The 26,963-nt window shown below is 60.4% G+C and carries 30 protein-coding genes; 13 read left to right on the top strand and 17 right to left on the bottom strand.

What is annotated here, in order from left to right:
• Positions 1-15: 15 nt before the first annotated feature.
• From OKQ63_RS20710 to OKQ63_RS20695, 4 genes are all read right to left on the bottom strand, one after another.
• A complete protein-coding gene (locus OKQ63_RS20710; protein ID WP_264211896.1) occupies positions 16-474 on the bottom strand; it encodes an IS110 family transposase in 459 nt (152 codons plus the stop codon).
• Positions 475-1,269: 795 nt separating this feature from the next.
• Entirely contained in the window at positions 1,270-1,596 is a 327-nt protein-coding gene (locus OKQ63_RS20705; RefSeq protein WP_264211895.1) for a hypothetical protein, read from the bottom strand.
• 13 nt (positions 1,597-1,609) lie between these two features.
• Positions 1,610-1,738: a hypothetical protein gene (locus OKQ63_RS20700; protein WP_264213970.1), complete on the bottom strand. Its 129-nt coding sequence runs from the start codon at positions 1,736-1,738 to the stop codon at positions 1,610-1,612.
• Positions 1,739-2,306: 568 nt separating this feature from the next.
• Complete coding sequence (locus tag OKQ63_RS20695) at positions 2,307-3,635, bottom strand: FliI/YscN family ATPase (RefSeq protein ID WP_264211894.1); 1,329 nt, start codon at positions 3,633-3,635, stop codon at positions 2,307-2,309.
• An 88-nt stretch (positions 3,636-3,723) separates the two neighbouring features.
• Here OKQ63_RS20695 and OKQ63_RS20690 point away from each other — a divergent pair, with 88 nt between their 5' ends.
• From OKQ63_RS20690 to OKQ63_RS20650, 9 genes are read left to right on the top strand one after another with little or no spacing between them, the layout of a single operon-like run.
• A complete protein-coding gene (locus OKQ63_RS20690) occupies positions 3,724-4,113 on the top strand; it encodes a FlgB family protein (protein ID WP_264211893.1) in 390 nt (129 codons plus the stop codon).
• A 13-nt stretch (positions 4,114-4,126) separates the two neighbouring features.
• Positions 4,127-4,519: a flagellar basal body rod protein FlgC gene (flgC, locus tag OKQ63_RS20685; protein ID WP_264211892.1), complete on the top strand. Its 393-nt coding sequence runs from the start codon at positions 4,127-4,129 to the stop codon at positions 4,517-4,519.
• Positions 4,520-4,541: 22 nt separating this feature from the next.
• Complete coding sequence (gene fliE / locus OKQ63_RS20680) at positions 4,542-4,844, top strand: flagellar hook-basal body complex protein FliE (RefSeq protein WP_264211891.1); 303 nt, start codon at positions 4,542-4,544, stop codon at positions 4,842-4,844.
• A 3-nt stretch (positions 4,845-4,847) separates the two neighbouring features.
• Positions 4,848-5,120: a flagellar biosynthetic protein FliQ gene (locus OKQ63_RS20675; RefSeq protein ID WP_264211890.1), complete on the top strand. Its 273-nt coding sequence runs from the start codon at positions 4,848-4,850 to the stop codon at positions 5,118-5,120.
• Entirely contained in the window at positions 5,120-5,836 is a 717-nt protein-coding gene (locus OKQ63_RS20670; protein ID WP_264211889.1) for a flagellar hook-basal body complex protein, read from the top strand. Before OKQ63_RS20675 ends, OKQ63_RS20670 begins: the two co-directional genes overlap by 1 nt.
• Before the next feature lie 10 nt (positions 5,837-5,846).
• On the top strand, positions 5,847-6,632 hold the full coding sequence (flgG, locus tag OKQ63_RS20665; RefSeq protein WP_264211888.1) for a flagellar basal-body rod protein FlgG: 786 nt from the start codon (positions 5,847-5,849) through the stop codon (positions 6,630-6,632).
• The gene (gene flgA, locus OKQ63_RS20660) at positions 6,632-7,054 is read left to right on the top strand and encodes a flagellar basal body P-ring formation chaperone FlgA (RefSeq protein WP_264211887.1); all 423 of its coding nucleotides are present in this window, start codon (positions 6,632-6,634) and stop codon (positions 7,052-7,054) included. Before flgG ends, flgA begins: the two co-directional genes overlap by 1 nt.
• Positions 7,054-7,794, top strand: a complete 741-nt coding sequence (flgH, locus tag OKQ63_RS20655; protein ID WP_264211886.1) for a flagellar basal body L-ring protein FlgH — start codon at positions 7,054-7,056, stop codon at positions 7,792-7,794. The genes flgA and flgH overlap by 1 nt, the downstream gene beginning before the upstream one ends.
• A gap of 8 nt (positions 7,795-7,802) precedes the next feature.
• Complete coding sequence (locus OKQ63_RS20650; protein ID WP_264211885.1) at positions 7,803-8,303, top strand: flagellar basal body-associated FliL family protein; 501 nt, start codon at positions 7,803-7,805, stop codon at positions 8,301-8,303.
• 83 nt (positions 8,304-8,386) lie between these two features.
• Here OKQ63_RS20650 and OKQ63_RS20645 read toward each other — a convergent pair whose 3' ends face one another.
• The 9 genes from OKQ63_RS20645 to OKQ63_RS20605 all read right to left on the bottom strand — a co-directional run bounded on the left by OKQ63_RS20645 (position 8,387) and on the right by OKQ63_RS20605 (position 18,131).
• Positions 8,387-8,785, bottom strand: coding sequence for a hypothetical protein (locus OKQ63_RS20645; RefSeq protein WP_264211884.1), 399 nt, complete (start codon positions 8,783-8,785; stop codon positions 8,387-8,389).
• Positions 8,782-9,870, bottom strand: coding sequence for a flagellar type III secretion system protein FlhB (gene flhB / locus OKQ63_RS20640; RefSeq protein WP_264211883.1), 1,089 nt, complete (start codon positions 9,868-9,870; stop codon positions 8,782-8,784). The genes OKQ63_RS20645 and flhB overlap by 4 nt, the downstream gene beginning before the upstream one ends.
• Positions 9,867-10,646 carry a flagellar biosynthetic protein FliR gene (locus tag OKQ63_RS20635; RefSeq protein ID WP_264211882.1) on the bottom strand — a complete coding sequence of 260 codons (780 nt, stop codon included), beginning with the start codon at positions 10,644-10,646 and terminating at the stop codon, positions 9,867-9,869. The genes flhB and OKQ63_RS20635 overlap by 4 nt, the downstream gene beginning before the upstream one ends.
• Positions 10,643-12,676 carry a flagellar biosynthesis protein FlhA gene (gene flhA, locus OKQ63_RS20630; protein WP_434086026.1) on the bottom strand — a complete coding sequence of 678 codons (2,034 nt, stop codon included), beginning with the start codon at positions 12,674-12,676 and terminating at the stop codon, positions 10,643-10,645. Before flhA ends, OKQ63_RS20635 begins: the two co-directional genes overlap by 4 nt.
• A 471-nt stretch (positions 12,677-13,147) precedes the next feature.
• Positions 13,148-15,601 (bottom strand): hypothetical protein, encoded by a 2,454-nt coding sequence (locus OKQ63_RS20625; RefSeq protein ID WP_264211880.1) that lies wholly within the window; start codon positions 15,599-15,601, stop codon positions 13,148-13,150.
• Complete coding sequence (gene motA, locus OKQ63_RS20620) at positions 15,598-16,467, bottom strand: flagellar motor stator protein MotA (RefSeq protein WP_264211879.1); 870 nt, start codon at positions 16,465-16,467, stop codon at positions 15,598-15,600. The genes OKQ63_RS20625 and motA overlap by 4 nt, the downstream gene beginning before the upstream one ends.
• A 78-nt stretch (positions 16,468-16,545) precedes the next feature.
• Positions 16,546-17,151 carry a MotE family protein gene (locus tag OKQ63_RS20615; protein ID WP_264211878.1) on the bottom strand — a complete coding sequence of 202 codons (606 nt, stop codon included), beginning with the start codon at positions 17,149-17,151 and terminating at the stop codon, positions 16,546-16,548.
• On the bottom strand, positions 17,151-17,597 hold the full coding sequence (locus OKQ63_RS20610; protein ID WP_264211877.1) for a hypothetical protein: 447 nt from the start codon (positions 17,595-17,597) through the stop codon (positions 17,151-17,153). Before OKQ63_RS20610 ends, OKQ63_RS20615 begins: the two co-directional genes overlap by 1 nt.
• 9 nt (positions 17,598-17,606) lie before the next feature.
• On the bottom strand, positions 17,607-18,131 hold the full coding sequence (locus OKQ63_RS20605; protein WP_264213962.1) for a flagellar basal body-associated FliL family protein: 525 nt from the start codon (positions 18,129-18,131) through the stop codon (positions 17,607-17,609).
• A gap of 119 nt (positions 18,132-18,250) precedes the next feature.
• Between OKQ63_RS20605 and fliF the strand changes: the two genes are divergently transcribed.
• From fliF to fliP, 4 genes are read left to right on the top strand one after another with little or no spacing between them, the layout of a single operon-like run.
• Positions 18,251-19,921, top strand: a complete 1,671-nt coding sequence (gene fliF / locus OKQ63_RS20600; protein ID WP_264211876.1) for a flagellar basal-body MS-ring/collar protein FliF — start codon at positions 18,251-18,253, stop codon at positions 19,919-19,921.
• Entirely contained in the window at positions 19,921-20,520 is a 600-nt protein-coding gene (locus OKQ63_RS20595; RefSeq protein ID WP_264211875.1) for a FliH/SctL family protein, read from the top strand. The genes fliF and OKQ63_RS20595 overlap by 1 nt, the downstream gene beginning before the upstream one ends.
• Positions 20,513-20,809 (top strand): FliM/FliN family flagellar motor C-terminal domain-containing protein, encoded by a 297-nt coding sequence (locus OKQ63_RS20590; protein ID WP_264211874.1) that lies wholly within the window; start codon positions 20,513-20,515, stop codon positions 20,807-20,809. The genes OKQ63_RS20595 and OKQ63_RS20590 overlap by 8 nt, the downstream gene beginning before the upstream one ends.
• Complete coding sequence (gene fliP, locus OKQ63_RS20585) at positions 20,806-21,549, top strand: flagellar type III secretion system pore protein FliP (RefSeq protein WP_264211873.1); 744 nt, start codon at positions 20,806-20,808, stop codon at positions 21,547-21,549. The genes OKQ63_RS20590 and fliP overlap by 4 nt, the downstream gene beginning before the upstream one ends.
• A 434-nt stretch (positions 21,550-21,983) precedes the next feature.
• Here fliP and OKQ63_RS20580 read toward each other — a convergent pair whose 3' ends face one another.
• The 4 genes from OKQ63_RS20580 to OKQ63_RS20565 are packed head-to-tail and all read right to left on the bottom strand — an operon-like array spanning position 21,984 to position 26,882.
• Complete coding sequence (locus OKQ63_RS20580; protein ID WP_264211872.1) at positions 21,984-23,090, bottom strand: flagellar basal body P-ring protein FlgI; 1,107 nt, start codon at positions 23,088-23,090, stop codon at positions 21,984-21,986.
• A complete protein-coding gene (locus OKQ63_RS20575; RefSeq protein ID WP_264211871.1) occupies positions 23,087-24,094 on the bottom strand; it encodes a flagellin in 1,008 nt (335 codons plus the stop codon). Before OKQ63_RS20575 ends, OKQ63_RS20580 begins: the two co-directional genes overlap by 4 nt.
• Positions 24,095-24,097: 3 nt before the next feature.
• Complete coding sequence (flgK, locus tag OKQ63_RS20570; RefSeq protein ID WP_264211870.1) at positions 24,098-25,546, bottom strand: flagellar hook-associated protein FlgK; 1,449 nt, start codon at positions 25,544-25,546, stop codon at positions 24,098-24,100.
• A gap of 46 nt (positions 25,547-25,592) precedes the next feature.
• Positions 25,593-26,882, bottom strand: coding sequence for a flagellar hook protein FlgE (locus tag OKQ63_RS20565; protein WP_264211869.1), 1,290 nt, complete (start codon positions 26,880-26,882; stop codon positions 25,593-25,595).
• Positions 26,883-26,963: the final 81 nt, after the last annotated feature.

Below are 26,963 nucleotides of genomic sequence, written 5' to 3'. Positions count from 1 at the left end.
TGGCCCCTCAATTCTTCAAAAGGGCTGAGATGCCCCTTTCTGGCGGGATATGCAGAGTGGATTGACGATTGCCATGCGCTTGCGGGCGGCGGAAATGATGAAGACTTTGCACGGCCTTCCCGCCTTCCGCAGCCGGTCTGCGAAGGGCTTCAGGACCGGGTTGCGATGCGCGGCAATGAGTGCGGCCTGGAACATCACGTGCCGCAACAACCGCCGCCCACTGCCGATGCTGCACTTTCCGCGAACAAATCTGCCGTTTCTTGCCTTCCGTGCGGCTTTATCAACGCCAGGAGCCGCTTGCGTTTCAATAAGTTGCCCCCGCTTGGACGCCAGAGCCCTGAGAGGGCGCAGCTGTTCATTAGAAAGGGCTCGCCCGGCCTCAGGGCGGAAGACGGTGAAGCGGGCGGTCAGCCCGGCATCAATCCGGTATAACTTTGTTCGGGGACCCCAGCTGGCCCCAAACGCCTTCGCCATCGCGCTCGAACCATTGGCGCATCCATGGCTCACTTCGTGCGGGTGGCAACTAGCCGGGTGGATATGCCCGCGGCATCCCAAACGGACCCGAGGCGCCGCTCCTGCCCGCTGGCCGCCTCAAAGCGGGCCGCAGCACATCTTATCTGGGCGGCCGCCGTTTGTTGCGCATGACCTTTCCGTGAATTCGGCAATCGAGGCAGGTGCCGGTCAGAAAGACAGTGGATGTACAGCCCGTCTCGGGAGCCATCAAAACCAATGATCGTCGAATGCAAAATTCTGCTCGTGCTCTCTTCCTTCTGGCCAGCGGTCCAGGCTGGCCGCATTCAATTGTTCGGATCAGTGAAAAGAGGCGGTGCTGGCTTGCTACGAAACGGGGTCAAACCCGCAAGGCACAGACCCCCCCGCGGCCGGCCTCCGCCAAGGCCAGCGGCGGGGGGGAGAATAACAAAGCTGAAAAACAACAAGGTCAGACTTCGTCACGGGACGATCTCAATCAAGCAGTTTAGCGCATGAGCAGTGATTCCGCCGAGACTGGGGATCGGCATTTGCCCCTGTCCGCAACAGGCTTTGACGCAGCCTCGCGCTGAGACCCCTGGGGCTCATGCTTCGGTCCGTGGCCGGCGCAAAGGACGCCAATCTGATGCTGGTTCGATGCAATTCCGGTGTGCCCATCTCATTGGCGTGCTTGGCGGATGCCGGCCGCAGTCCTGACCATGGCATCATCAGGCGGCAGCAAACCGGATCATCCTGTGCGAACTGGCGGACCTGTTCCTCAAGGCCAGCCAGTTCCTGACTTCACGCGGCCCTGGCGCGCAGCATGGGGGCTGTCGCCATCTCCAGCATGGCATTGCCACCCGACCGTTCCAGAATGCGGCTCCTGAACCGGCCGGAGACAACCACCGTGAAGCATATGCGGGAGCCCCAAGACATCCCGGCGACACACATCGTCTGCGCGCTCCCGTGCGCATCATTGCGGCCGGTCTTGTTCACTTGCGCCTGAGGAAGGCCTGCGTGTGGCGTGCCTCGATACAGACCACCGGAAGACGCGCACGCCAGACCTTCGAACACCCCTTGCAGCAGGGGGCCGGCTGCCAACCCGATCCGCTCGACATGGCTCGACATGGCTCCCTATGCCTCAGAATGCCAGAGCGAGATCTTCACGGTGGCTCGCAGCCCTCATTTCCAGGCAGATTTGACCGTCTTCGCCGGCAACGCAAATGGCGGTCTCTTTTGCTGACACATCCAATCCGGCATAATGTTTCACGCAGCATCTCTTTCCCTAGTGCTTGTGGCTGCCGCACGCAGACCACGTATTACCGTCAGTTCGAGATACAGCACCTTCCGGAGACCGAAGCTGGAAGAAGGTGCACGCCGAATACCCAATCTGACCCTGCCAAGCCCACGTCTGATCACATCTGCACCAAGCAGATACATGCCTTTGCGGTGGATATTGGTGAGCCAGCCCCCTTGATCCGTGCCGCAAGGCCCTATCCCGCCGCAGCCGACTATGCGGCAACATCATTGATCCGTCATCATGGATCAACCTGAGCTGCGCAGACGATCTGGAGCCATGTTGAATTGCCGCCGGGCCTTGCCCGGACTAGGGGCGGAGACAAGCAGAAAACGGTATTCGGCACCGGCGGTATTGCTGTATTTCCATTCAGGAGGGAAGGGCAAAACAGATCAGTACCTTTCTGGTCTGGCGGAGCATGGCCGGTTGCCAAAACCGAACACAGATGCTTCTGTTGCAAAGCAATTTGCTTCTACAATGGGCACTTCCGGTTCGGACTGGAAGCGCAGTTTCTTGTTTGAAATTCGAAATGGCCGAGGTTCTACCGGCCCGCCTTCGACCTGCGCAGAAGCAGAAGCAAGCGGTTGAAACTGCTGGTGATTCCTTCAGGATCCTCACGGCCGAAAAACGCATCCAATTCGGGCCACAATTTCACCGCCTGGTCCAGAACCGCGTCATTGCCTTCGGCATACAGGCCGGCCCGGATCATCACTTCCGACTGCTCATAGGCGCCCAGGAATTTGCGCACGTCTTTGATTGCTTCGTTCTCATCAGCAGTGGCAGCTGCCGGCAGGCTGCGCGACACCGACCGCGAGACGTCGATTGCAGGGAACCGCCCGCGTTCGGCAATTTCCCGGTTCAGCACGATATGCCCGTCCAGTACACCGCGCAGGATATCTGCAATCGGCTCATCCATATCGGAACCAGCCACAAGAACGCTGAATACCGCGGTGATATCTCCCTGCCCTTCAGCACCCGGCCCGGCCCGTTCGCACAGGCCGGTGATCAGCGGCGTCACCGAGGGCGGGTATCCGCGCAGCGCCGGCGCTTCGCCAGAGGCGGCCGAAATCTCCCGATGCGCCTCGGCAAACCGGGTTACCGAATCGGCCAGGAACAGGACATTCTTGCCCTGGTCGCGGAAATGCTCTGCCACTGTCATCGCGGACCAGGCGCAACGGCGGCGGACCAGCGCAGACTGGTCCGAGGTCGCAGCCACGACAACCGCCCGGCGCATGCCTTCTGGCCCCAGGACCTGTTCGACAAAATGGTTCACCTCGCGGCCGCGTTCGCCGATCAGGGCCATCACCACCACATCGGCCTCCATGCATTGGGCCAGTTTGGCCAGCAGCGAGGATTTACCCACCCCGGAACCGGCAAAAAGGCCGACCCTCTGGCCGCGGACAATCGGGAGAATCGTATTCAGCACCGCCTGTCCGGTGGCCAGCCGCTCCCCCATGGCCCGCCTGCCTGCCGCCTTGGGCGGTGCCGCCATCAGGTCCCGCGGCACGGCTCCCGCCAGCAGGGGGCGGCCGTCCAGTGGCTCGCCAAAGGGATCGATCACCCGACCGATCCAATGATCGCTGGGTGAAAATTCTGGCGAAGGGCGCAGAAGAACCGGATCGCCAATGGCGGCGCCATCCGGCGCCCTGTCAGGCAACATGCTGATATGATTGCCACTGATCTTCAGAACTTCACCATGCAGCTCATCCTGCGGACCGCGGCGCAATACCAACCTGTCACCGATTCGTGCGGCCTTGGCCAACCCGCCGATTTCGATTTCCCCGCCCGAGATCCCGGTCACCCGGCCCATCTGCGTCGCCAGGCGTTTGCCGGCAATTTGCCTGGTCAGTGCTTGCAGCTCTGCTTTCATTGCAGCGGCCTCCATTGATGTCCTGAAAACAATTTCTAAAGGAATCGGGGTTAAGCCTTGGTTGAAATCGATCAAGGGAGAAGCCCTGGTGTTCACAGAACTGAACGTATTCAAAATTGCCTATTCAATGGCGACCCATGCCGGCAAGCGCCAGGCATTGGTGTCCCAGAATATCGCCAACGCCGATACCCCCGGTTACCACGCCAAGGACATCAAGCCCTTTAAAGAAGTCTTTGCCGCCGGTGCCCGGCCAAGCAGCATGATCGCCACCCGCGGCAGCCATTTGAACGGCTCTGCAGGCAGCGGCATGGACTGGGCGGTTATCTCCACCGAGGCGGGCAGAGACCCCAACGACAATTCGGTCTCCGTCGAAACGGAACTGTTGAAAGGGGTTGAGGTCGAACGTCAGCACAAGCGTGCCATGGCCATCTACAAATCCTCCATGAACGTCCTGCGCGCCAGCCTGGGCAAAACCTGAGGGGGATTGAGCAATGAGTGAGTTTTCCAGAGCCCTTTCCGTTACCGCCAGTGGCCTCAAGGCGCAGGCTGCACGGCTGCGCCATGTTTCCGAAAACATCTCCAACGCGGATACGCCGGGCTACCGGCGCAAGACCGTGCCATTCGAAGCGGTGCGCGAACTGCAGACCGATGTCGAGCATGTACGCACAGGCCGGGTCACACTGGACCGCCGCGATCTGGAGGAAGTCTATGACCCCTCGCATCCGCTGGCCGACGACAGCGGTCATTACGAAGGCTCCAATGTCGACCTGATGATCGAAATCGCCGACGCCCGCGAAGCCCAGCGCAGCTACGAGGCCAACCTGAAGATGTTCGAGCAGACCCGCACGATGTCGGCTTCACTTATGGACCTATTGAGACGTTAACCAAAACTTTTGGAGATCCAGAATGGATATTCGCAGTCTTTCCGCCGCAAGCGGCTATACCGCCGCTCGTCCAGCAACCAAAGCTGATCCCAACCATGATGCCGCCGGCACTGGTGCGGGCGCCCATCTGAAGCAGAGCTTCGAAGATTTCGCCACGACCCTTCAGCAAAGCGAGCAGATCTCCGTGCAGGCGATGACCTCGCAGGCAGATCCCCACGCCCTGGTGCAGGCGCTGGCACAGACCGAACTGGCGGTCGAGACGGCTGTCACCGTACGCAACAAGGTCGTTGAGGCCTACCAAGAAATCCTGAGGATGCCGGTCTGAGCCATGATGAGCGAAAGCCTGTTTTATGACACCCTGCGCCAGGCCCTGTGGGCCGCCGTCACCATGTCGACGCCGATCCTGGCTGTCGCACTGGCGATAGGTCTTGCCGTCGGTCTGTTTCAGGCCCTGACCTCGGTGCAGGAAATGACCCTGACCTTCGTGCCGAAACTGGCAGCGATCCTGGTCGTTTTCTGGGTGACCATGGGTTTCATGACACAAACGCTGGTGGCCTTTTTCGACGGCCACATTGTTCCGATGATTGCTGGAGGTTCGTAATGGAAAATGCAGGCTACGCCACCCTTTCACGCCAGTCGGGCCTGATGCGGGAAATGCGCGTCATCGCAAACAATATCGCAAACTCCGCCACCACCGGTTACCGCCAGGAGGGGTTGATCTTTTCGGAATTCGTGCAGTCGTCGCCCGGGCAGCAGTCGCTGTCGATGTCGCGTGCGAATATCTTCAACACCTCGATGGAGCAGGGCCAGCTTACCAAAACCGGCGGGACGTTTGACTTTGCCGTGGAAGGCGATGGCTTCTTTATGGTCGAGACACCGCAGGGTGAACGGCTGACCCGCTCCGGGGCGTTTTCCCCGAATGCCGATGGCGACCTGGTGACCATGGATGGCTACAGGGTGCTGGATGCAGGCCGTGCCCCCGTTTTCGTGCCGCCGGACGCCGGCAAGATCGAAGTGGGCGCGGACGGCTCGATGAGCGCAAATGGACTCCTGCTGGGGCAGCTGGGCCTGTTCAAGCCGATGGAACAGCACACGCTGGTGCGCGAGGACGGTGTGATGTTCCGCGTCGACGGCGAGATCGAGGATTCATTCGATTCGAAGGTGCTGCAGGGTTTCCTGGAAGGCTCCAACGTAAACGCGATTTCAGAAGTCACCCGGATGATCGAAGTCCAGCGCGCCTATGAGATGGGCCAGAGCTTTCTGCAGGCGGAAGACGAGCGCATCCGCAATGCCATCAAAAACCTGATCAAGTCCTAGGAGAATCCAGATGCGTGCTTTGAAGATCGCAGCAACCGGCATGAGCGCCCAGCAATTGCGGGTGGAGACAATCTCCAACAACCTCGCCAATATGAACACCACCGCCTACAACGCGCGGCGCGCAGAGTTCGCCGATCTGCACTACCAGCAGATTTCGCGGGCCGGCACCGTCAATGCATCCGACGGCACCGTGCTTCCGACCGGTGTGCAGGTTGGCCTCGGCGTGCGCCCGGCCGCCGTTTCCGTGCATCTGTCGCAAGGAGCGCTGCAGCAGACCAACAATGATCTGGATCTTGCCATCGACGGCAAGGGCTACTTGGAAGTGACGCTGCCTTCAGGCCAGACCGCCTACACCCGCGACGGCGCCCTGAAGCGCTCTGCCGAAGGGCTGATCGTGACCTCGGACGGGTTTGCGGTATCGCCGGAAGTCACTATCCCCGACGATGCCACCAGCATCTCGATCAATGCTGAAGGCGAAGTCTACGGATACTTTGAAGAATCTGCCGAAGGCCAGCTCCTGGGCCAGTTCACCCTGGCAGGATTTACCAACCCCAAAGGGCTCGAGGCGATCGGCAGCAATCTGTTCACTGAAACTGAAGCCTCCGGAGCCCCTACGGTTTCCAACGCCGGCGAAGACGGGCTTGGTACCCTGCGCCAGGGCTATCTGGAAGGAAGCTCGGTCGACGCAGTGCGCGAAGTGACCGAACTGATCGAAGCACAGCGCGGCTATGAAATGAATGCCAAGGTCATCTCGGCTGTCGACCAGATGATGGGTGCAACGACACAGGTGCGCTGATGAAACTTGCCCTCGCCTTTCTGACCGCTGCCGCGCTGAGCGCACCGCCCGCCTGGGCGGAATACCTGATCCCGCTGCGCACAATCCGCGCAAAGGAGATCGTCAATGCCGAAGACCTGGCACTCAAGAAAGGCGAGATCCTTGGCGCGCTGTCGGACCCGGCAGCGGTTGCGGGCATGGAAGCCCGCGTCGCGCTGTATGCCGGACGGCCCTTGCGGCCCGGGGATATCGGCCCGCCGGCCATTGTTGAACGCAACGACCTGGTCACCCTGATCTTCCGCCAAGGCGTGCTGTCCATTGCCGCAGAAGGCCGCGCCCTGGGCCGCGGCGCTGCCGGCGAGGCCGTCCGGGTCATGAATCTCTCTTCCCGCACCACCGTCACCGGCCGGATCACGGAAGACGGCTCCGTAGAGGTAAACTGATGACAAAGAATTTCTCCCCCGTCACACCATTGCTGTTCGGACTGGCGCTGCTGACCGCCTGCGGCCGGATGGACCACTTGGGCAAAGCACCGTCCTTCACCCCGGCCAATGAAACACCGGAACATGTCGCGATGCTGTACCAGGGGCTGCCGGCACAGACCCAGACCCGGCGCACTGTCGATGGCGCCTCGCTGTGGAGCGGTTCGCAGCAATCGCTGCTGGGAGACCGACGTGCAATCAAGCGCGGCGACATACTGACAGTGGTGATCGAAATCGACGAGGAGGCGGAGATCTCCAACGACACCCAACGGTCGCGGTCGGGCTCCGAAAGCCTGAACATGCCGCACCTTCTTGGCCTGCCGCAGCGGCTGGACAGGAAGCTGCCAGACGGAGCCACATCCGCCGATGCCGTTGAGCTTGGCAGTTCCAGCGCGTCCGGCGGCAAGGGATCCGTCAAGCGCAGTGAAAAGCTGGAGCTGCGGGTTGCAGCAACTGTGGTCGACGTTCTGCCAAACGGCGTGCTGGCGATAAGCGGCACCCAGGAGTTGCGGGTGAACTTCGAACTGCGCGAGCTTCTGGTAACCGGCTATGTCCGGCCCCAGGACATCAGCCGCCAGAATGAGATCACCTATGACAAGATCGCCTCGGCCCGGGTGTCCTATGGCGGCCGCGGTCAGATCACCGATGTTCAGCAGCCGCGCTACGGCCAGCAGCTGCTCGACGTTGTCCTGCCGTTTTGAGGGTAGCCATGCTGACGAAACTCCTGCCAGTCATTCTGCTGATCATCGGGACCGGAGGCGGCATTGGCGCCGGCATCATGCTGGCACCTCCTCCCGAAGAAGAACACGCTGCCCCCGGAAGCAGCCAAGCCGCGCCTACGCCTGAAGAGGCCAAAGAAGAAGTCGCCGAAGAAAGCGAAGAGAATCAGCGCGAATACATCAAGATCACCAACCAGTTTGTGGTGCCTGTGGTGGAACGCGATCAACTGACATCGCTGGTGGTGATTTCGCTCAGCCTGGAGACCAGGAAAGGCACCAGCGAAAAGGTGCACGCCTATGAGCCCAAACTGCGTGATGTCTTTCTGCAAGTCCTCTTTGATCATGCCAATATGGGCGGCTTCCGCGGAGCGTTCACCCGCTCGGATGTGCTCGAGCCGCTGCGCACTGCCTTGCGCGAAGCCGCGCAGAAACAAATTGGCAAAGGTGTTTATGACGTTCTGATCATGGAGATTTCCCGCCAGGACGTCTAACCGGATGCAGCTGCCCAAATGGAAAAATTGAAAGCCGGTCCCTTGGGGCCGGCTTTCATTATTTACGTTGCAGCCCGGAGGTTTCAGCCTTCCAGCAGCCGGTCCAGGAAAGTCTTCGCCTGCTCAGCCTTGTGCCGCCTGCGTTCTACAGAAGCCATGGTATCCACCGCCTGCTTGCGCCCAAAGGCCTTGCGCAGCTGATCCATCATCCGCAGCTTTTGCGCGGTGGCCTGTGCCAGCTCCAGGTTCAGCTGCCGCCGGGCCCGGGTATGCCAGCCCTGCCATAGCAGGTCCGCCCCCACAGCCTTCATCGCGTGATCGCCGCCGGCTTGCTCCCGTGCGGCCTGCACCTGGGTGTTCAGCTTGGCCAGCTGCCCGCGCAGCTCTGCTTCACGGGCCAGCACAGGCTGTATCCGTGCATGCTCCTGCATATATAGCGCTGCGGTCACCGCCGCCATCTGATCCAGCATTTTCTGCTTCATGTGACCTTTCCTTTTGCACGCTTGCGCATCTCTTCGGCAAAGCGGATTGCCGCCGCCACCGGTGCATAATGCTCTTCCAGAATCTCATCGCCGATCTCGACCGCGGCATGCAGCGCCCGTGCCGTCGGCGGATCGCTGTGGATTGGCACAGCGTTTTCGCTTGCGACGCGCCGGATCGCCGCAGCGATTTCATCAACCCCCTTGGCTACACAGACAGGCGCTGCGCCTTTCTCGCGGCTCCATTGCAGGGCAACCGCGTAATGAGTGGGGTTGACGATCACCACATCCGCCTTGGGAACATCGGCCAGCATCTGCCCCATCGCAATTTGCTGCCCGCGCTGGCGCCGCTGGCCTTTCATGTGCGGGTCGCCCTCGGAATCCTTGATCTCATCCTGGATTTCCTTGCGCGACATCATGTTCTTGCGGCGGTGTTCGGCATGCTGAAAGGCGGCATCCACAACACCGATCGACAGCGCGATGACCAGAGCCAGAAACAGGAACTCCATCGCCAGCTGCGCCAGCATCAGGACCACCGATTGGGGGCCGGTACCGGCGGAGGCAATCATCTCAGGCAGCCGGTAGGACAAGTAGACACTCAAACATACCGAATAAAGAAGAAGCTTCACAAAGCTCTTGAAGAACTCGAACAAGCCAGAACGGCCGAACTTGTTCTTGGCATTGGAAATGACGGATATGCGCGACAGCTTCGGCTCGAGCTTGCTGGGAGCAAAGACCATCGCCCGCTGGCCGACAATCGACAGCAGCACCAGCGCAAAAGGCACCAGGAACCAAGGCATCACCGGACGGAAAGCACTGCCGATGAAACCACCTACGGGCGCCGCGGCAGACCCCTCGAAGAACAGAGGTGCCAGCCGGTCCGGCTGGTCCAGAAAGGCCATCAGCGCTGTACCGATCCCCTCGACGCTGCCGCTGCCGGACGCGTATAACGCGATGATCAGGCCCAGATAGGCCGCGGCCACCGAGAGGTCGGTGGATTTGGCTACTTCACCCTTTTCACGGGCCTTTCGGAGCTTCTGTTCCGTCGGCTCGAATGACTTTTCAGAATCGTCGTCCTGACCGCTCATGGCATTCCGCCCCCCGGATCCGCAAAAAAGGCCATCAGGGACCAGGACCAGACATTCAGGATCGTCGGGCTGCCGACCATCAGGATAAACAGCCCGATGAAGGTAATCACCGGTGCTCCAACCATTGCCACCATCAGCTGCGGCATCGCCCGGTTGATCACTCCAAGAGTCAAGTTATAGATCACCGCAGTGACCACGAACGGGGCCGCCAGCGTGAACGCCAGCGAAAAGCTCTGCGACACCCGGAAAACGCCCCATTCCGTCAGTCCGGCCGCGGCCGGGAACTGGCCCGCGGGAAACATCTGGTAAGAGCGGATCAGCAACTCCGCCACCCGTACATGCAGCCCCATCATGACGGCCAGGGCCACACCGGAGATCATCAGAACAGCGCCAAGCGCCGGCATCGGTTCAGCCCCGATACCGCCCAGAACCTGCGACAAAGAGGTGCTTTGGGCCGCCATCGCGCCTGCAGTCTGCAGCGCAAGCACAAAAATCCGGACACCGATGCCCAGGGCCAGCCCGATGAGAGCTTCAGTCACCGCAAACCGGGCGAAGGCCATGACACCATCCGGTTCGGGAAACGGCGCCAGCGCGGGGGCCACGACGAAGGTGAAGGCCGCTGCGACGGCCAGCTTGACCCGGGTGGGGACATACAGTTCGCCCATTGCGGGCAGCACCGATACCATTGCGGACACCCTCAGGAAGACAATAGCAACATGCCAGAATCCTGCCCCCGCCAGCAAAACGAGTTCTGGCGGCAGGAAATTCAGATTCATGCTTGCACCATCCCCACCAGGGAAGGCCGGGCCTCCAGTCCGATTTCCTCGAAGGACAGCACCGGGTTGGAGATGCCGCGTGATTTCAGAATGGTCCTGAGATAGCGGCGCCTGCGGGTCGACGTCACCACCGCGGCAAACACGCCCTGATCAGTGATCACCGACAATTTGTCTGTCAGACCATCGGCAAGCCGGTTGAACAGGTCGGGCGGCAAGGCGATATCCAGACCCGCACCTTGTGAGTCGACTTGGTAGGTCGAGAACTTGTCCTCCCATTCCGGTGCCAGCTGGACCAGCGGAATAGTGCCGTCTTCGCGCTTCATCTCGGCCACCAGCTGGAAGCCCAGGCGCTGACGCACATGTTCGCAGATCAGTTCAGGCTGGGTGGTGTGAAGGCGCGCTTCCGCAATCGATTCCAGGATCAGCGGCATGTTGCGGATAGAAACCCGCTCCTCCAGCAGAAGACGCAGCACTGCGTGCAGCGTATCCATCGGCACCTTGTCCGGCACCAGAGCATCAAGCAGCTTGCGGTTGGCCTCGGAACGGAAGCTGTCGGACAGCTGCGTCATTTCATCCAGCAGGCGGCGCAAGGATTTGAGCGTCAGCAGGCGGGCAAAATTCTGTTTGATAATCTCCAGAAGATGCGTCGCCAGGATTTCCGGCGGCGAAACAACGGTGGCCCCGGCCAGCGCCGCTTGTTCCTGTGACTTGGCGGAAATCCAGCGTGCCGGTGCGCCGTAAACCGGCTCGGTTACATCGGTTCCGGCGGGCAGCGCGTCGTGATTGTCCGGCATCAGCGCCAGAACCATTTCCGGGTGCAGAATTCCGCGTACCTGCTCGACCCCCTGCACCTTGATGACATAGGTGCCCCGGTCCAAGTCGTGCTGGTCGGTCAGCCGGATCTCCGGCAGGATCAAGCCAAAGGTGGTGGCGATATGCGAACGCATATTGGAGATCCGCGCGTCCAATCCGGTGCCCGCATCCAGTACCATGCTGACTAGGTCCGGCGCAAATTCCAGATGCAGATCGTCAAGATCCAGGATATCCCCCAGCGGCCGCGGCGCAGACAGGTCCGATGCTTCTTCGATCTTTCCCTCAATCTCGGCTTCCTCGTCATCCTGCTTCTTCTTTGCCATCCGGATCGCCGCATAGCCGAGCACACCGCCGCCGATTACAAAGGGCAGAAAGGGCAGCCCCGGCACCAAGGCAAACATCAACATCAGTACAGACACGGTGGTCAATGCCGCAGGGTGACGGCCGAATTGATCGAACAGCGCGGTATCAGTGGCGCCGGTGGTGCCGCCGCGCGCCAGCAACAGGGCCGCCGCAATGGAAATGATCACCGACGGGATCTGCGACACCAGACCATCGCCCACCGTCAGGATGGCATAAGTTTCAAAGGCGCTGCCCACTGGCATGCCATGGATCAGAACGCCCATGATCAGCCCCATCACCAGATTCAACAAGGTGATCAGCAGGCCGGCAATCGCGTCGCCTTTGACAAATTTCGAGGCACCGTCCAGCGAGCCGAAGAAGGTGGTTTCCTGCTGCTCTCGCTCGCGGCGTTCTTTGGCGGTCTGGTGGTCGATGGCGCCGGCGGACATGTCTGCGTCGATTGCCAGCTGCTTGCCCGGCATTCCATCCAGGGCAAAGCGGGCGCCGACTTCAGCCATCCGCGCGGCACCCTTGGTGATCACCATGAAGTTGACAATCAGCAGAACCCCGAAAACGACCAGCCCAAGAAACACACTGCCGCCCATCACAAACTGGGCGAAGCCTTCGATCACATCGCCGGCCGCATCGGTGCCGGAATGCCCCTGGCCGATAATCAGCTTGGTCGACGAGACGTTCAGCGACAGCCGCAGCATCAGCGATGCCAGCAGGATCGTCGGGAAAGACGAAAAATCCAGCGGCCGTTCGATGAACAAGGTGATGGTGAAAATCAGAATGGCGAGCGCGAAGGAAGCTGCCAGGCCGATGTCCAGCACCCAGGCCGGCATTGGCAGGATCATCATGACAATGATCGCCATCAAAGCCAGTGCCAGCAGGACAGTCGGGCTGAAAAGTTGTTCAGTGGTCAGCTTAGGCACTGTTCAAGCCCCATATTCTGCAAATATTCGTTTTGTTAAGCGCGTGGCCCGCCGCCGATGTTGTGATCCTTGGGCGCTTCGCCTTTCTGCGCCGCAAGGACGGCGCCAGCGGCACGTCAACAGCCCGAACCGCGGTGAAAGGCTCGGGCAGTGCAGGCCGGCGGTGAAAAAATGTGTTTAAAAGTTTCCGGGCTGAAACGGCCAGCGCTGCAGCTCCGCACTCTGGGCCAATTGCGCGCAGAATCGGCCCTTTCAGGCAATGTTTTGAGTAGTCTTCTGGCATTCTGCCCATTCCAAATCAGGATTCACCTGATCTTCAAGTTACCGGCAGCCCGTTGACAAAGAGTTATCACCACGACGCAAAAGCCGCCTCGAACAGGGCGGCTGCTACACTGCTAACGGAAAGTCTGATCACTGATCTTCTACGGAACCGCCCAGGTTTGTGCCGACCTTGTTCAAAAGGTCGGAGATACCGCCCCGTGTCCCCTGGCTGCTTTCAACCAATGCCCGGGCGTGGGCCAGCGGCGTCAAACCTTCCGGATCCTGCGCAGTTTCACTGATCTGCGTAGTGGCGGATGCAACGGCACCGAATTGCGCGTCATTGCCAGCTGCCATCGCTTCGATGGCGCCCAGATCCTCGGAATGCCAGAATCCGCGGGCCGCCGCGTTTGTCTCCTCTTCGGCCAGAAGATACTCTCCGGCACGGCCATATTCGCCATTGCGCCACAATGCTTCCGCACGCATCCGGTTGGCCTCGGAGCTTTCCAGCCCCATCAGCTCAACGAGTGCTCGGTGCGGTTTGTCCAGCATGAGCGCGGCTTCGGCCATCATCACGCGGCGGGTTTCGTTCTCCGTTTCCAGCGCAAGCTTGTTGAGCAGCTCCTGCGCCTGTTCGGCAAACCCGAGATCCAGCAGCCGGCGGGCCACAGCCGCGGCAACCGGTGCTGCCTCCGCCGAAGTTGACCGGCCTGAAAACACCAGTGAATACTGCAGGAAAGTCACGTCGTCCGCACGTTCTGCCAACAGCAGCATCAGCGGTTCCAGCGCCGCTGTCCGGGCATTCGGTCCATCCCGTTCCGTCAGGCTATTCAGTTCCAGGAACGCGTCGTGGAATTGCCCCATCAGCGCCAGAGAGGCGACCTGAGCCTGGCGCAGTTCTGCCCCAAGTTCCGTCTCGCGGCTTTCCAGCTCGTAGGAGGCAATCAGATCCGGCACATCCGGGGACAGCGCCTTGCGCTCCTTGACGCTGAGGGCAACCAGATCAATGAGCGCTTCCGGTGCATTTCCAGTCCGTTCGGCAACTTCGCTGGTCAATTCTTCAGCCACTTTTTCAGTGTCGCCCTCCAATTCGGCAATTGCCGCTTCGGCAAGGTTGATTTCCGGAACTTCCTCAACTCCGGTCCGTCCCACGGCTCTGAGCACGGCTTCGGCGGCGTGGTGATTTCCGGCTTCCGCAAACATCTTGCTGACACGCGGTCCCAAATGCACCCGCAGATGCGCCGGCATCCTTGAGAAAGCCTGCTGAACAGCATCAGTATTGGCGCTTTTCTTGATCACGCCATCCGCCAAAGCGCCCCAGAAAGCACTGTCGCCTTCACAGCTTTGCTGCCCGGAAAACGGGTGGTTGACCGGCAGCGTCGCGCCATCCATCAGCATCGCCATTGCCTGCAGCAAAGCGACATTCGGTGTGCTTTGCTCTTCCGGCGGCAGGATTGTCAGAATTGAACGGGCTTCCGCGCCGAATCCGAAATAGAGGTAGATCCGGGCCAGAGCGTAAACGCTCGCCGGGTTTACGTCATCGAATTCCCGGACCAGCGCGCTGCGCAACGGGCCGACCTGATCAGCAAAGCGGCTCTCATTGCCCCAGAAATGAATCGCAACATTCTGGTCCGGCAAGCAGTGTTCCGCCTCGCCGTTGCCATCCATCAATGCCGCCATCAGCCCGGTTTCACGGTCGATTGCCGAAGTGACAGATATGTGGTCAAGCGGGTTCAAGGGACGGTCCGATCGGCCTAGGGGATCCACCCCCGCCGCAATCTCTGCGCCAGGCAGCCCATCTGCCGCCACACTCAAAAGCCCCTGGTTCGCGGCACGTCCGATCTGCTGCAGCAACCGTTGTTCAGACTCGTTTACCACAGCCGCGCGTTCGGTTTCCTCCATGTTGAGCAAAATTCCGGTTTCGGGGAGCCCGGGAGCCGCATTGCCGACTTCAGCAGCTTCCAATGCCGGCAGCTTGCCGCCATCCAGCGGCAGCGCTGTAAAATTCGTCTGCTCTTGCCCCGGTGCGGAAGCTTTGCCGGCATTCGGCGCCTCATTGCTGACCTGAAGCCGGGCCGTTTGCGTCCGAGACGCTTGTCCGGCGCCAGCTGCTGCCAGCTCCAGTGCCATCCGCGCATCCGCAGCAGCTGATTGGGAAAAACTGAAGCGGTACCCGGTCCCGGATGCGGGCGTTGTAAGCGGCAGAATGCTGCCCGCCGCAGAAAACTGAGGCTGTGGTGCCGGCATTCCGCCATCCCGGATGTCGACGACCAGGTAACCATCCTCCTGCACATAGGAGGTAACCGTACACTCGCAGCCCAGCTGCAGCCGCAACGGCTGGCCTGGGCCGTTCTGCGCCAAAGATTGCAATCGGGTACGGGGGATCAGATTGAAGACACGTGATGTATCAAAAACCGCATCCGGAGCATCAATGTTCACAATCGCGGTTTTGCCGCTTTGCGTCAGCGACCAATCCGCCCCGCCCGGCAAACGCATCACCAGGCGCGTAAACCCTCGATGCTCGCCCGAGCGCGTCACAATGGTTTGTGCCTGAACGGTTACGGCCGTGAGAAGAGCAGCCGCAATGGCAAATACTCGCCAGATCATGCTGCGTCCTGTTTCACCGATTTGAGGGCTTCTTCAAGTTCCGAAAAGCCGGGGCGGAAATGCGATGGCGTATTCTGGCGGCCGACTTCGATACAGATGGCGGCCGCGTGGTTGTGCAGATTGGCGACCAGCACCTCGCGGATCAGCTGATAGAAATGGGCGTCTTCTTCAACCACGGCTTTCACCTTGCCTGCAAAGGGCGCAACCAGGCCATATGACAGGAACACACCGAGGAACGTGCCCACCAGAGCGCCGCCGATCAGCTTGCCCAGAACCTCAGGCGGCTGGTCGATCGAGCCCATGGTCTTGATCACACCCAGAACCGCCGCAACAATCCCGAGTGCCGGCAGGCCGTCGGCCATGGTTTGCAGCGCGTGGCTGGAGTGCAGCGCGTGATGCAAATTGGCTTCCATCCGCTTTTCCAGAACTTCCTCGACTTGATGCGGGTCGTCATAGTTCATCGAGGCCGAGCGCATGGTGTCGCAGATCAGGTTCACCGCTTCCTTATCCCCGAGGATCTTGGGGTATTTGTTGAAAACCGATGAGTTCTCCGGGTCTTCGATATGCTGTTCCACCTCAACCGGGTTGGCCCGTGCGATCCGGATCAAGGCAAACAGAAGGCACAGCAGGTCGCGGTAATCATCCGGCTTCCACTTGGGCCCTTTAAACACCTTGCCGATGTCCTTGATCGTGTGCTTGACGCCGCCCATATCATTGGCAATCAGGAACGCCCCTACAGCGGCGCCGCCGATCATCATCATTTCAAACGGCAGCGACTTCAGAATGATCGCCATCTTGCCGCCGGCCAGAAGGTATCCGCCGAACACCATGGCAAAGATCACCACAATGCCTACAATCCCGATCATAGGTCCACTCCGAATTCCGTTGCTTTTTATAAGTTTAGGCGAGTCTTCCTAAGGAAAGACTAAGCCACCGCGCCCAAGTTACTCCTTGGGCACGGAACCGTTGCGCCCAGCCAGGACCACACTGATGGTATAGGCTGCTTCCGGGCTGAGGCCCGCCATGATTCCCGCCGCAGCCTCGGGCTGCATCCGGGCGAGGAAGCCTGCCGCAAAGGCCGGGTCCATCTCCTCGAACAAGGCCGCGGCCTCCTTGGGCTTCATCTGCTCATAGACCGTTGTCAGCCGGGTCACATCCGCCTCGGTCGCGCCATCCGCCAAGGCTAAGGTCGCACGCAGTTTCTCTTCTGCCTGTTCCAGCGCCGCCAGCTTTTTTTCGATGGCCTGATCGGCAATCTCCAGCGCTTTCATCCGGTCTTGGATGTCCGCTTCGCGTGCGGCCAACGCCCGCTCCCGCTCCTGAAATGCAGCCAGCATTGTCTGCAGCTCCGCGGAGGTCGGCATCGAATCGCGCTGCGGCTCACCCTTGTGCGCCACCTCTTCGCCGCCCGGCTTTTGCAGGCTCGCCACTTCGCGGGCAATCGCAGGCCCGGCTTCAAGGCCCAGCCGCACGGCGGCAGAGCCCATTAGCAGAACCGCCAGCATCATCAGCGTACCGCCGCGCCGCAAACGCTTGGATTTCTTCGCCATCACGCCACCCGGTTCTGGCTGCGGCTATGGCGGACGAACATCAGGCCGGAGGGCTTGACCTCATCCTGCTCTTCCGCGGTTGGCTGCGATTCGGCCTCATAGGCGGCTGCCATCGCCTGGTCTTCGGCAGCGGACACGGCTGCTGGCGCCGCGGTGCCGGCCTCGGGGATGTCATGCATGGACGCCATCATCAGCTCCAGCCGCTGCGCCACCGTTTCGGCTCGTCCCGTCAGCTGCTGCAGCGCCTTGCTGGAGCCGTCCGATACCTGCTGTGCAGCCTGCAGCGACTTGTTCAGATCATCCACCTGAGCAGACAGAACGGCAACCGCGCCGCCCACACCTTTTTCCAGGTCGTTGAAACGCTTCAGCCGGCGCGACAGCACCAGGCAGTAAAACCCGGCGCCCAGCGCTCCTGCCGCAAGCAGGATATCAGCGATAATGTCCATCCTGTCCTCCTAGTTCAGTACGAAATCCATGATCAGCAGATCACGCACCCGGCCCTGGCCGGTGGCAATATTGATCCGCCGCAGCATCTGCGCCCTCAGTTTCGGCAGCGCCATCGGATCGGTCAGATCCTCAAGCTCCAGTGCTCTCAGGTAGCTGTTCAGGACATCGATTACCCGCGGGAGGATTTTCTCGACCTCGGCCTGATGGACAAGATCAACCTCTAACTGCGCACGGAACCGCAAATGCTTGATACCGCTGGCTTTGCGCAGGGTAATCACAATCGGGTCCATTTCGATAAAGGCGAGATTCGCGATATCCTCCGCCGTCTCACCTGTGTCCACGCCTCCTGGCGCCTCTTTGGCCGCATGCGCCGGTTCTGGCGCTGCCTTCCGACCAAAGGGAAGAAGGCCTGACTGTACGGCAAAGAATCCTCCGCCCGCCCCTGCCAGCGCCAGCACCACCCCGATGATCAGGGGCAGTTTGCTTTTCTTGGCCGGGGCTTCTGCTTCCGTATCTACTGCAGCGTCTGTCATGGCTATCCCTAAAACGTCGTGCATCATCTTCATAACCTGCGAGGGACTAACCGAATGTTAAGGCCGATCCGTCAAAAAGGTTGCACGCCGGAGAGAACGCCGGTGCGACGGAGGTTAATGTGCAGCAGATCAAGAATGTCTGGGCTGAAATGGACATGCGGAAGCGTCTGATTGCCGTGGGCGCCACGGTAATCATGTTTCTCAGCGTCATCGCGATGTCCCATGTGGCAAGCAAGCCATCAATGACACTGCTTTATGCCGGGCTGGAAAGCGGTTCGGCCGGAGACGTGGTGCGGGCGCTGGAACAGCGCGGCACCCAATTTGAAGTGCGTGGCGGCTCTATCTATGTACCGTCAACGCAGCGGGACGAACTTCGTATGACCCTGGCCAGCGAGGGCCTGCCGGCGAATGGCGGCAAAGGTTATGAGTTGCTCGATTCGCTCAGTGGATTCGGCACCACATCGCAAATGTTTGATGCCGCATACTGGCGCGCAAAAGAGGGCGAACTGGCCCGCACAATTGTCGCCAGCCCGCATGTGAGCCAGGCCCGGGTCCATATTGCCAATACCGGCTCGAATCCGTTTCAGCGCACAGTTGAGCCCACCGCTTCGGTCTCGATCGTGCCGATGGGATCGCCGATCACACCTGCACAAGCCAATGCCATCCGCTTCCTGGTTTCGTCCGCAGTGACCGGCCTTGCCGTAGAAAATGTGGCCGTGATCGACGCCAATGGTGCCTTGATCGGTTCTTCAGATACAACTGCGGCAGCCAACGCCGGCACCGATGACCGCTCGCAGACGATTCGCGAACGTGTCATGCGGCTGGTGGAGGCACGCGTCGGCCAGGGCAATGCAGTGGTCGAGGTAAGCGTCGAAACCGTCACCGACACCGAATCGATCCGTGAAAAGCGGGTGGACCCGAAAAGCCGCGTCGCTGTCAGCACAGACGTTGAGGAGCGCGCCGATTCCTCGACCAATCAGTCAGGCGAGGTCACGGTTGCCTCCAACATTCCCGATGGCGACGCCGCCTCCGGCCAGGGATCCAAGGCAAACACCAGCGCAACCCGGGAACGGATCAACTATGAAATCTCGGAGACCGAAAAGGAAATCCTGCGTGGTCCCGGTGCCATCAAGCGCCTGACCGTCGCAGTCCTGATCAACGGTACCGCCGTGACGAATGACGCTGGCGAAACTGTCTTCCAGCCCCGGCCGGAAGAAGAGCTGGCCGCCATGCGGGAGCTGATTTCCGCCGCTGTTGGTTTCGACGCGGACCGCGGCGATGTGATCACACTCAAGTCGATGGAACTGCCTGCGGTCGAGCCGCAAGGCTCCGTGGCAACTGCGTCTTTCATGGACCACCTCAATTTTGATGCGATGTCGCTGATCCAGATCGCGGCTTTGGCCCTTGTCAGCCTGATCCTGGGTCTGTTCGTTGTGCGCCCGATCCTGTCGAATCAATCAGCGCCGGTGGCGGCACTGGCCGGCCCGGATGAAGGCGGGCTGCCCGGCCTTCCAGGGATGGGCGGCGACGGCTTCATGACCGCTCCGGATCTGGGAGCGGGCCTCGCGCTCGATGGGGAAATCGAAAACAATGAGACCGGGCAATTCGAACCGATGGGCGGTTTGCCGGCCATGGGTACTGGCGACATGATGGGGGCAGCCGGCTTGCCGGGAATGGGCGGCGGCATGGATGATCCAGTCGACCGTCTGCGAAGCTTGATCGGCGAACGGCAGGAGGAAACCGTCCAGATCCTGCGCGGCTGGCTGGAAGAAAACAAGGAGCAGGCCTGATGACGATTGCACATTTGCTCGAAGACTTCGGAATGAACACTTCGGTGGAGCCGGCTCTGCCTGCCGTGTCCGAGGAACTCTTGGAAGAACAGCGGCTGGTGTCCTTTGAAAACGGTTACAGTGCCGGCTGGGACGACGCGGTAACCGCAAAGGACCAGGAAGTCAGCCGGATTTCGACTGAACTGGCCAGTTCGCTGGAGGATCTCAGCTTCACCTATCACGAAGCGCAGAGCCAGCTGCTCGAGTCGCTGGACCCGATGTTCAAGGTGCTGACCAGTGCCGTCCTGCCCGACGCAATGGCCGCGTCCTTCGGGCATCACATTGTCGACCAGCTTTCCGGGATGGCCAAAGGCCAGACCGACCAGCCGATGCAGATCGTGGTCTCCCCGGGCGAGGCGGCACCGGTGCGCAGCTTGCTGCCGGAAAACTTCTCTGTCCAGGTCACCGTGCGGGAAGACAGCGTGCTGACTTCGGGCCAGGCCTATCTGCGCGTCGGAAGTACCGAATGCGAGATCAATTGCGACGCCCTTCTAGAATCGATCCAGGACTCGATTGAGGCCTTCACCTATCACGCGAAAGAGGACAGCCAATATGGATGATGCTGCCGATCTGAACCTGAAATCCGCCGACGCAAACAATCCGTTTGTCTCGGTTCCTGTCGAAGTGGTTGTCTCGGTCGGCAAGGCCCGGCCGCTGATCCGCGACCTTGTCAACCTCGGCGAAAACGCCATCCTGACCTTGGACAAACGCGTCGAAGACCCGGTCGACCTCTATGTCGGCGACAGGCTGGTCGCCCGCGGCCAGCTTGAAGAGCTGGAAGGGGACCAGGCAGGCCAGCTGGCCGTGCGCCTGACGGAAATTGCCGATCTGCAAAGCGGTTTGGGATGACATACACGACCTTTGTGCGGGCGGCCTTGGTCTCAGCGCTGCTGCTGGCCCTGCCGCACACCGCCCTGGCTCAAGAACTGAGCCTTTCGCTGGCAGACGGCGAATCGATTTCGGCCCGTTCTATCCAGCTGATCCTGCTGATCACCGTGCTCAGCCTGGCCCCCGGCCTGCTGATCATGATCACCTGTTTTCCCTTCCTGGTGACGGTTCTGTCGATATTACGGCAGGGCATCGGATTGCAGCAGGCACCGCCCAACATGCTGATCATCAGCCTGGCTCTGTTCCTGACCTATTTCGTGATGGAGCCTGTCTTCACCGAAGCCTGGACCACCGGGATCAATCCGCTGCTGGAAGAACAGCTGGAACCGGGCGAAGCCATCACCCGCAGCCTGGAGCCGTTCCGCGCCTTTATGGCGAACCGGCTGGACCCGGACACGTTTTACGCCATCGCCGATCTAAGGCCGGAAACCCAAGGCATGGACCCGGTTCCCGAAGCGCCGCTGTCAGCACTGATACCCAGCTTCCTGCTGTCGGAAATTTCGCGCGCCTTTCAAATCGGCTTCCTGGTCTTCCTTCCCTTTCTCGTGATTGACCTTGTGGTCGCCGCAATTCTCATGTCGATGGGGATGATGATGGTGCCCCCGGCCATCGTGTCCTTGCCGTTCAAGCTGGCGTTTTTTGTGGTGGCGGACGGCTGGAGCCTGATCGCTACCGCTCTGGTGCGCAGCTACTACCCCTGAATATCCTATCTGAACCCTAGCAAAGCCCGGGCGCCCGCCGAGCCCGGGCTTTGTTGCTGCCGGTCGTTCGTCTCGGTGCGCTCAGCGGCATGCCAGCAGCTCCGCTCCTGAATCAAGCCGGACGGTATGCTCTCTCCGCTGCATCCGATTCAGGCAAGGCTTGCTGAAGCCAGGGCCTGACACGCCAAGCGGCATGCCCCATGCCGGGCCAGCAGGGCGCGCATCCCTGCCCTTTCCAGGCCAAAGACTCTTCTCGGCAGCATGCTTGGCTGGCGGAAATGCCATCTTAAGAAGTGTCCGGAAAAGATCATGGTTTCAGACTTGCCCATCAGGCCAGGCAATCGTGTCAGGCCAGGCAGCCCGGAGACCGGACACAGAAAAGCCCCGGCTCCAACAAGCAAAGCCAGGGCGTTTTGGAGTTTCTGTTCCAAGGATCAGCGGACCACGAACTCCGCGTGCAGGGCCCCGGCCGCCTTCAGGCTTTTTAGGATGTCGATCATGTCCCGCGGCGACACGCCCAAAGCGTTCAAACCAGAGACGACTTCAGAGAGCGAGGTCGTCTCCGGAACTTCTGCCAGCTGGATGCCCTCTTCTTCCTCGATTGCAGCACCTGTACGCGGGACGACAACTGGTTCGCCATTGGTAAAGGGATTTGGCTGGACCACCAGCGGCGTCTCTTCGATCCGCAGGGTAAGATTGCCCTGGGCAACTGCCACACGGGAAATCCGCACGTCACTCCCCATCACAATGGTGCCGGAGCGCTGATCCACCACAACCCGCGCCTTGCGCTGCGGCTCTACCAGGATATTCTCGATCCGGCCTACGGCATGTGCCGTCGATCGTGTATTGGTGCGGCGGATATCAACTTCCACGGTTCCGGAGTCCCGCATCAGCGCGACATTGCGGCCAAACTCATTGTTGATAGCCCGCTCGATCCGTCCGGCAGTGGTGAAATCCGGCTCCCGCAACGCCAGCCGCATGGAACTGAGCGATGCCAGGTCAAAGTCGATCTCGCGCTCTACCCGGGCACCCGAGGGGATCACACCTGCTGTCGGCACGCCTTGAGTCACCGTCGCCGCTTGCCCCTCAGCCACCGCTCCGCCCGCCAGGATTGTCCCTTGGGCCACCGCATAAATCTGACCGTCAGCGGCGTTGAGCGGCGTCATGATCAGGGTGCCGCCCAAAAGACTTTTGGAATCTCCGATGGCCGAAACCGTTATGTCGATGGTGCTTCCGACGCGGGCAAAAGGCGGCAGCGTGGAGGTCACAAAGACCGCCGCCACATTCTTCGGCCGGAATTGCTCGCCGGTCACATTGACGCCCAGCCGCTCCAGAATGTTGGACATGATTTCCTCGGTGAACGGCGAATTCCGCAACCCGTCACCGGTGCCGTCAAGGCCCACGACAAGACCGTACCCGACCAGGTCATTGCCGCGGACACCGTCAAATTCAACCAGATCCTTGAGCCGGATAGTATTGGCCTGTGCCGCTGCGGGCAGCAGAAACAGGCAAGTGAAGAGGAGGCGAAGAAAGACCATCATGAGATATAATTCAACAGGGAAAGCTGGGAGCTGCGCGCGGTGACCGTGTAGAGCCCCTCAAGCTGCGTCTGCGCCTCCTGAAGCCGGGTGTAGGTCTCATACGGATCAGCGGAGACCAAGTTGTTCTTGACGATGCTCAGGCTGGTTTTCGAAGCTTCGTTGCGGGTATTGACCGCCTCAAGCTGCCCTTCGATAAAGCCGACATCTGCCTGCAGCTGGATCAGCCGGTCCTCACTTTCGGAAAGCTCGCTGCTGGCCTGGAGGACCAGATCGATCTGCACGTCTTCGGCCAGGCCGAGGCTGGGTTCATCCGCCAAAGCCGTGATGACGTAGCTTTGCAGCGCATGTTTGACATTGTCGTCATCAGCCCGGATGCCCAGCGTAACCTGCTCGCCTTCGCCTACGGTGACAGGCTGAAGCGAGGTTGCGGACCCTTTGTACATGACAGTGTCGAATCCGGCCGGATCGTCGAACCAATCCTTGACGGCCTGAATGATGTCATTACTGGTTGTCAGGCCCGATACCTCCGTGAGGATGGCGCTCATCAGCGTGCCGGAGTCATTGAGCGGCTTGGTGTCCGTGGCCGTGCCCGCAAAAATCGTCCTGCCGCCCACGGACGTGTTCAACAAGTTTATGGCGCTGGACATTCTCTGCTTGGCCTGGCTTCCAAATTGCTCTGCGTTGCCGACATCCATGGCCGGCGACAGGGTCAGGATATCGTTCCGCATCGCCTGCACCTGGTTTTGCACCTTTTCGAGGCTGCCCTGCGTCGTGGTCGCGAACAGCTGCACCTCGCCATTGGCGACCATATAGCTTTCAATCCGGTTCAGGTTGTTTTCGAGATCGGCCAGATAAGTGAAATCACCGCCCAGCCGCTCAACCAGATTGGCCGATTTTCCGGTGGCAAACTCTTCGGACAGGGTGGTGATATTGTTCTGCAGTTCAGTGTTGCGGCTACGCAGAAAGAGGTGCTGAGCCATATCGCCATAGGAATTCAAAATCATGCGTCAGATCCTCAGAAGTGTTTCCATTAACTCGTCGACGACAGACAGTACCCGGGCGTTGGCGGCATAAAATTTCTCCACCAGCATCAGGTTCTGCAGTTCGGCATCAGTGTCGACACCCATCGCCAGTTCCGCCTGGCTCAATTCGTTGAAACTGGTGGCGGCAAAGGTCGCGCTGCGTGACGCCGTTTCATTGTCCTGGGCAAACCGCGACAGCAAGTTCGCGCCCAGCGTCGCGGCCGTCATATCTGCGGTACCCAACCCCACCGACGACACTGTCCGGGTGGTGTTCAGCGCGTCGGAATAGGCCTGCAGCAGGCTGGAGTCGCCAGGATCGCCAGGCGCCGCAGCATAAAGCCCATCACGGAACCTCCATGTTTCTCCGGTACCGTCCAGGGCAACCAGATCATTCAGTTCGATCCGGTTGGAGATGCCGACAGTGTTCACTGGGTCGAAGAACCCGCCGTCATCTGTGAAAATGCCTGCGTCGGTGGCGCCGATCGTGGCATCCAGCGCCGGGTCCTGGAACCGTTCGATCAGATCGGCGGCCATTGCATCCAGATCCTCTTGGGCCTCCACAGCGGTCACATCGCGGATTTCGAACTGCGCCGTCAGCGCACCGCCGCGCAGCGGGCCATCCGGGCTGGTATCAATGGCCTTGCCATTGACTTCGAGCCCGGAAATCAATCCGTTGCCCAGTGTCATATGCGGCATGATATCCCGCGACGGTGTAAAACTCAGTTCCGCCGCCTTGTGGTCCAGCAGCATTACCCCGCCGGTGGAATAGAGCGTCACCTGGCCGTTGTCGCGCCGGACAGCATTGACCGGAATGATTTTGTTCACCTGATCGATCAGCTGATCCCGCTGATCATGCATCGAAACGGCGTCCATACCGCCTGCCTCTACCACCATGATCCGGGCATTGAGCTTTTCGATTTCCTTCAGCGCCTGGTTCACGGTGTCAACCTGGGAACCAATCGCATTGTCTGCGTTTACCCTCAGATCGCGCAGCCCTTCGGCGGTGCGGGAGATCGAATCCGCCAGCGAGTTCGCCTTGACGGCCAGGTCGTTCAGCCGCGGTTGTGAATCCGGGCGCGAAACCGCTTCGATCAGGGAAGATTCGAAATCCGACAGCTGCGAGGCCAGCGACCTTTCGTCGTCCACCGAGCCCACCAGGTTTGACATCCGGTCAAAAAAATCGGCCTGTACCTTGGCAGAACCGTACTCGGCCTCTGCCACCCTGCGGTTGGAAATCAGCACCGGGTCATTGATGCGCTGAACATGCCCGACCCGGACGCCGGGTACCCCGGCACCGGGGCTGTTCAGGTCCAGAACCCGGCGCGTGTAGCCCGGCGTCAAGGCGTTGGCGAGATTCTCGGACACTACCTGCGAGGACCGGCTGGCCGCGCTCAGCCCGCTCATCGCGCTGTTCAAGGCGGAATAGATAGACATGTTCAGCCTGCTTTCGTGAAGCCAAAGTCAGGGGGCATCAAGCGCTTCAGCGCTTGATGTTGGTGGTTTCCTGCAGCATCTCGTCCACGGTCTGGATGACCTTGGCATTGGACGAATAGGCCCGCTGGGTCCGGATCATGTCGGTCAGCTCAGTCGCGACATCGACCGCGGATTCCTCCTGCGCATAGCCCAGGATTTCGCCAGTCGGCCCGTCACCCGCGTCCCACAGATAGAAATCCCCGGATTCGTCAGTGGGCATGTAGGTCTGGGAGTCCAGGGCCCGCATGCCGTTGATGTTGGAGACATCCGCCAACGGAACCTTGTAGATCACCTTGCTGTCGCCGGAGTCATACTCGGCAATCACTTCCCCGGCTGCGTTGATCTCGACCGCAACAAAGGAGCCAACGGCGTTGCCGTCCTTCACGGTGGTGCCCGGCACAAATTCATCGCCAAGCTGACTCAGGCCGGTATTGCCGCCGATTGTGCCGATGTTGATTTCGACCGGGCCGCCCGCGACGTTGATGGTCACCGAACCAGCGGTCGCATCATAGGCACCGCCGGTGGTGGTTACCACGCCCGCCAGAGATCCGCCGGTGGTGCTGCTATCGTCAAAGGTCAGCGTATACTCGCCAATGTTTGCCGCACCGGTTGCGGAGTCCACGATCTCCACGGTCCATTCATTGTCCAAGACACCGGTCGGCGTATAGGTGATGGTCAGCTCTTCTGACCGGCCCATGTTGTCAAAATACTGAACCACCTGCTCCACGGCAGCACCAGGAGAGGCTGCCAGAGCGCTGTCGGCGGGAAGGTTCGCAGCCAGGCTGATTTCGGTCGTCGGTTCAGCCGACAGACGGTTGAGGTCGATGTGGATGGGCTCCAGCGCATCGTCCGTATCACGCGCCGCGTCCGGAACAGTGCCGTCTGCCAGCGCGGGCCAGCCGAGCAGCACCAAACCGGATTCCGTCGTCAGATACCCGTTGGAATCGGTCCTGAAGGATCCAGTCGTGGTCAGCATCATGGACGGGTCGTTGCCGCTCTCCACCTCAGTGATCGAGGCGACCGGCAGCATGCCGCGGCCGCGCACCGCAAGGTCGGTTGCATTGTTGGTAGAGACCAGCGGGCCGCGCTCATCAATCAGGCGGACATTGGTGGTGCGCACACCACCCGCCGAATAGGTGCCGCCGGAGCCGGACAAGACCATGGAATGGAAATCGGTTTGCACCCGCTTGTAGCCGCGGGTCGCGGAGTTGGCGATATTGTCGGAAATGGAGGCCAACCGGCTGGCGTTGGCGCTCAATCCTGAAACGCCCGCGTTCAGCGACGAAGAAATGGTCATAGCACGCCTTTCTGCTGCATCTAATCATTCTGAGTGCAACAGCTAGCGCAGGAGCGATTAACGGGCGGCTAACAGATAAAA

Source organism: Leisingera thetidis, assembly GCF_025857195.1.
Taxonomy (GTDB): Bacteria; Pseudomonadota; Alphaproteobacteria; order Rhodobacterales; family Rhodobacteraceae; genus Leisingera; species Leisingera thetidis.
This window is presented reverse-complemented; position numbering and strand designations above follow the sequence as displayed.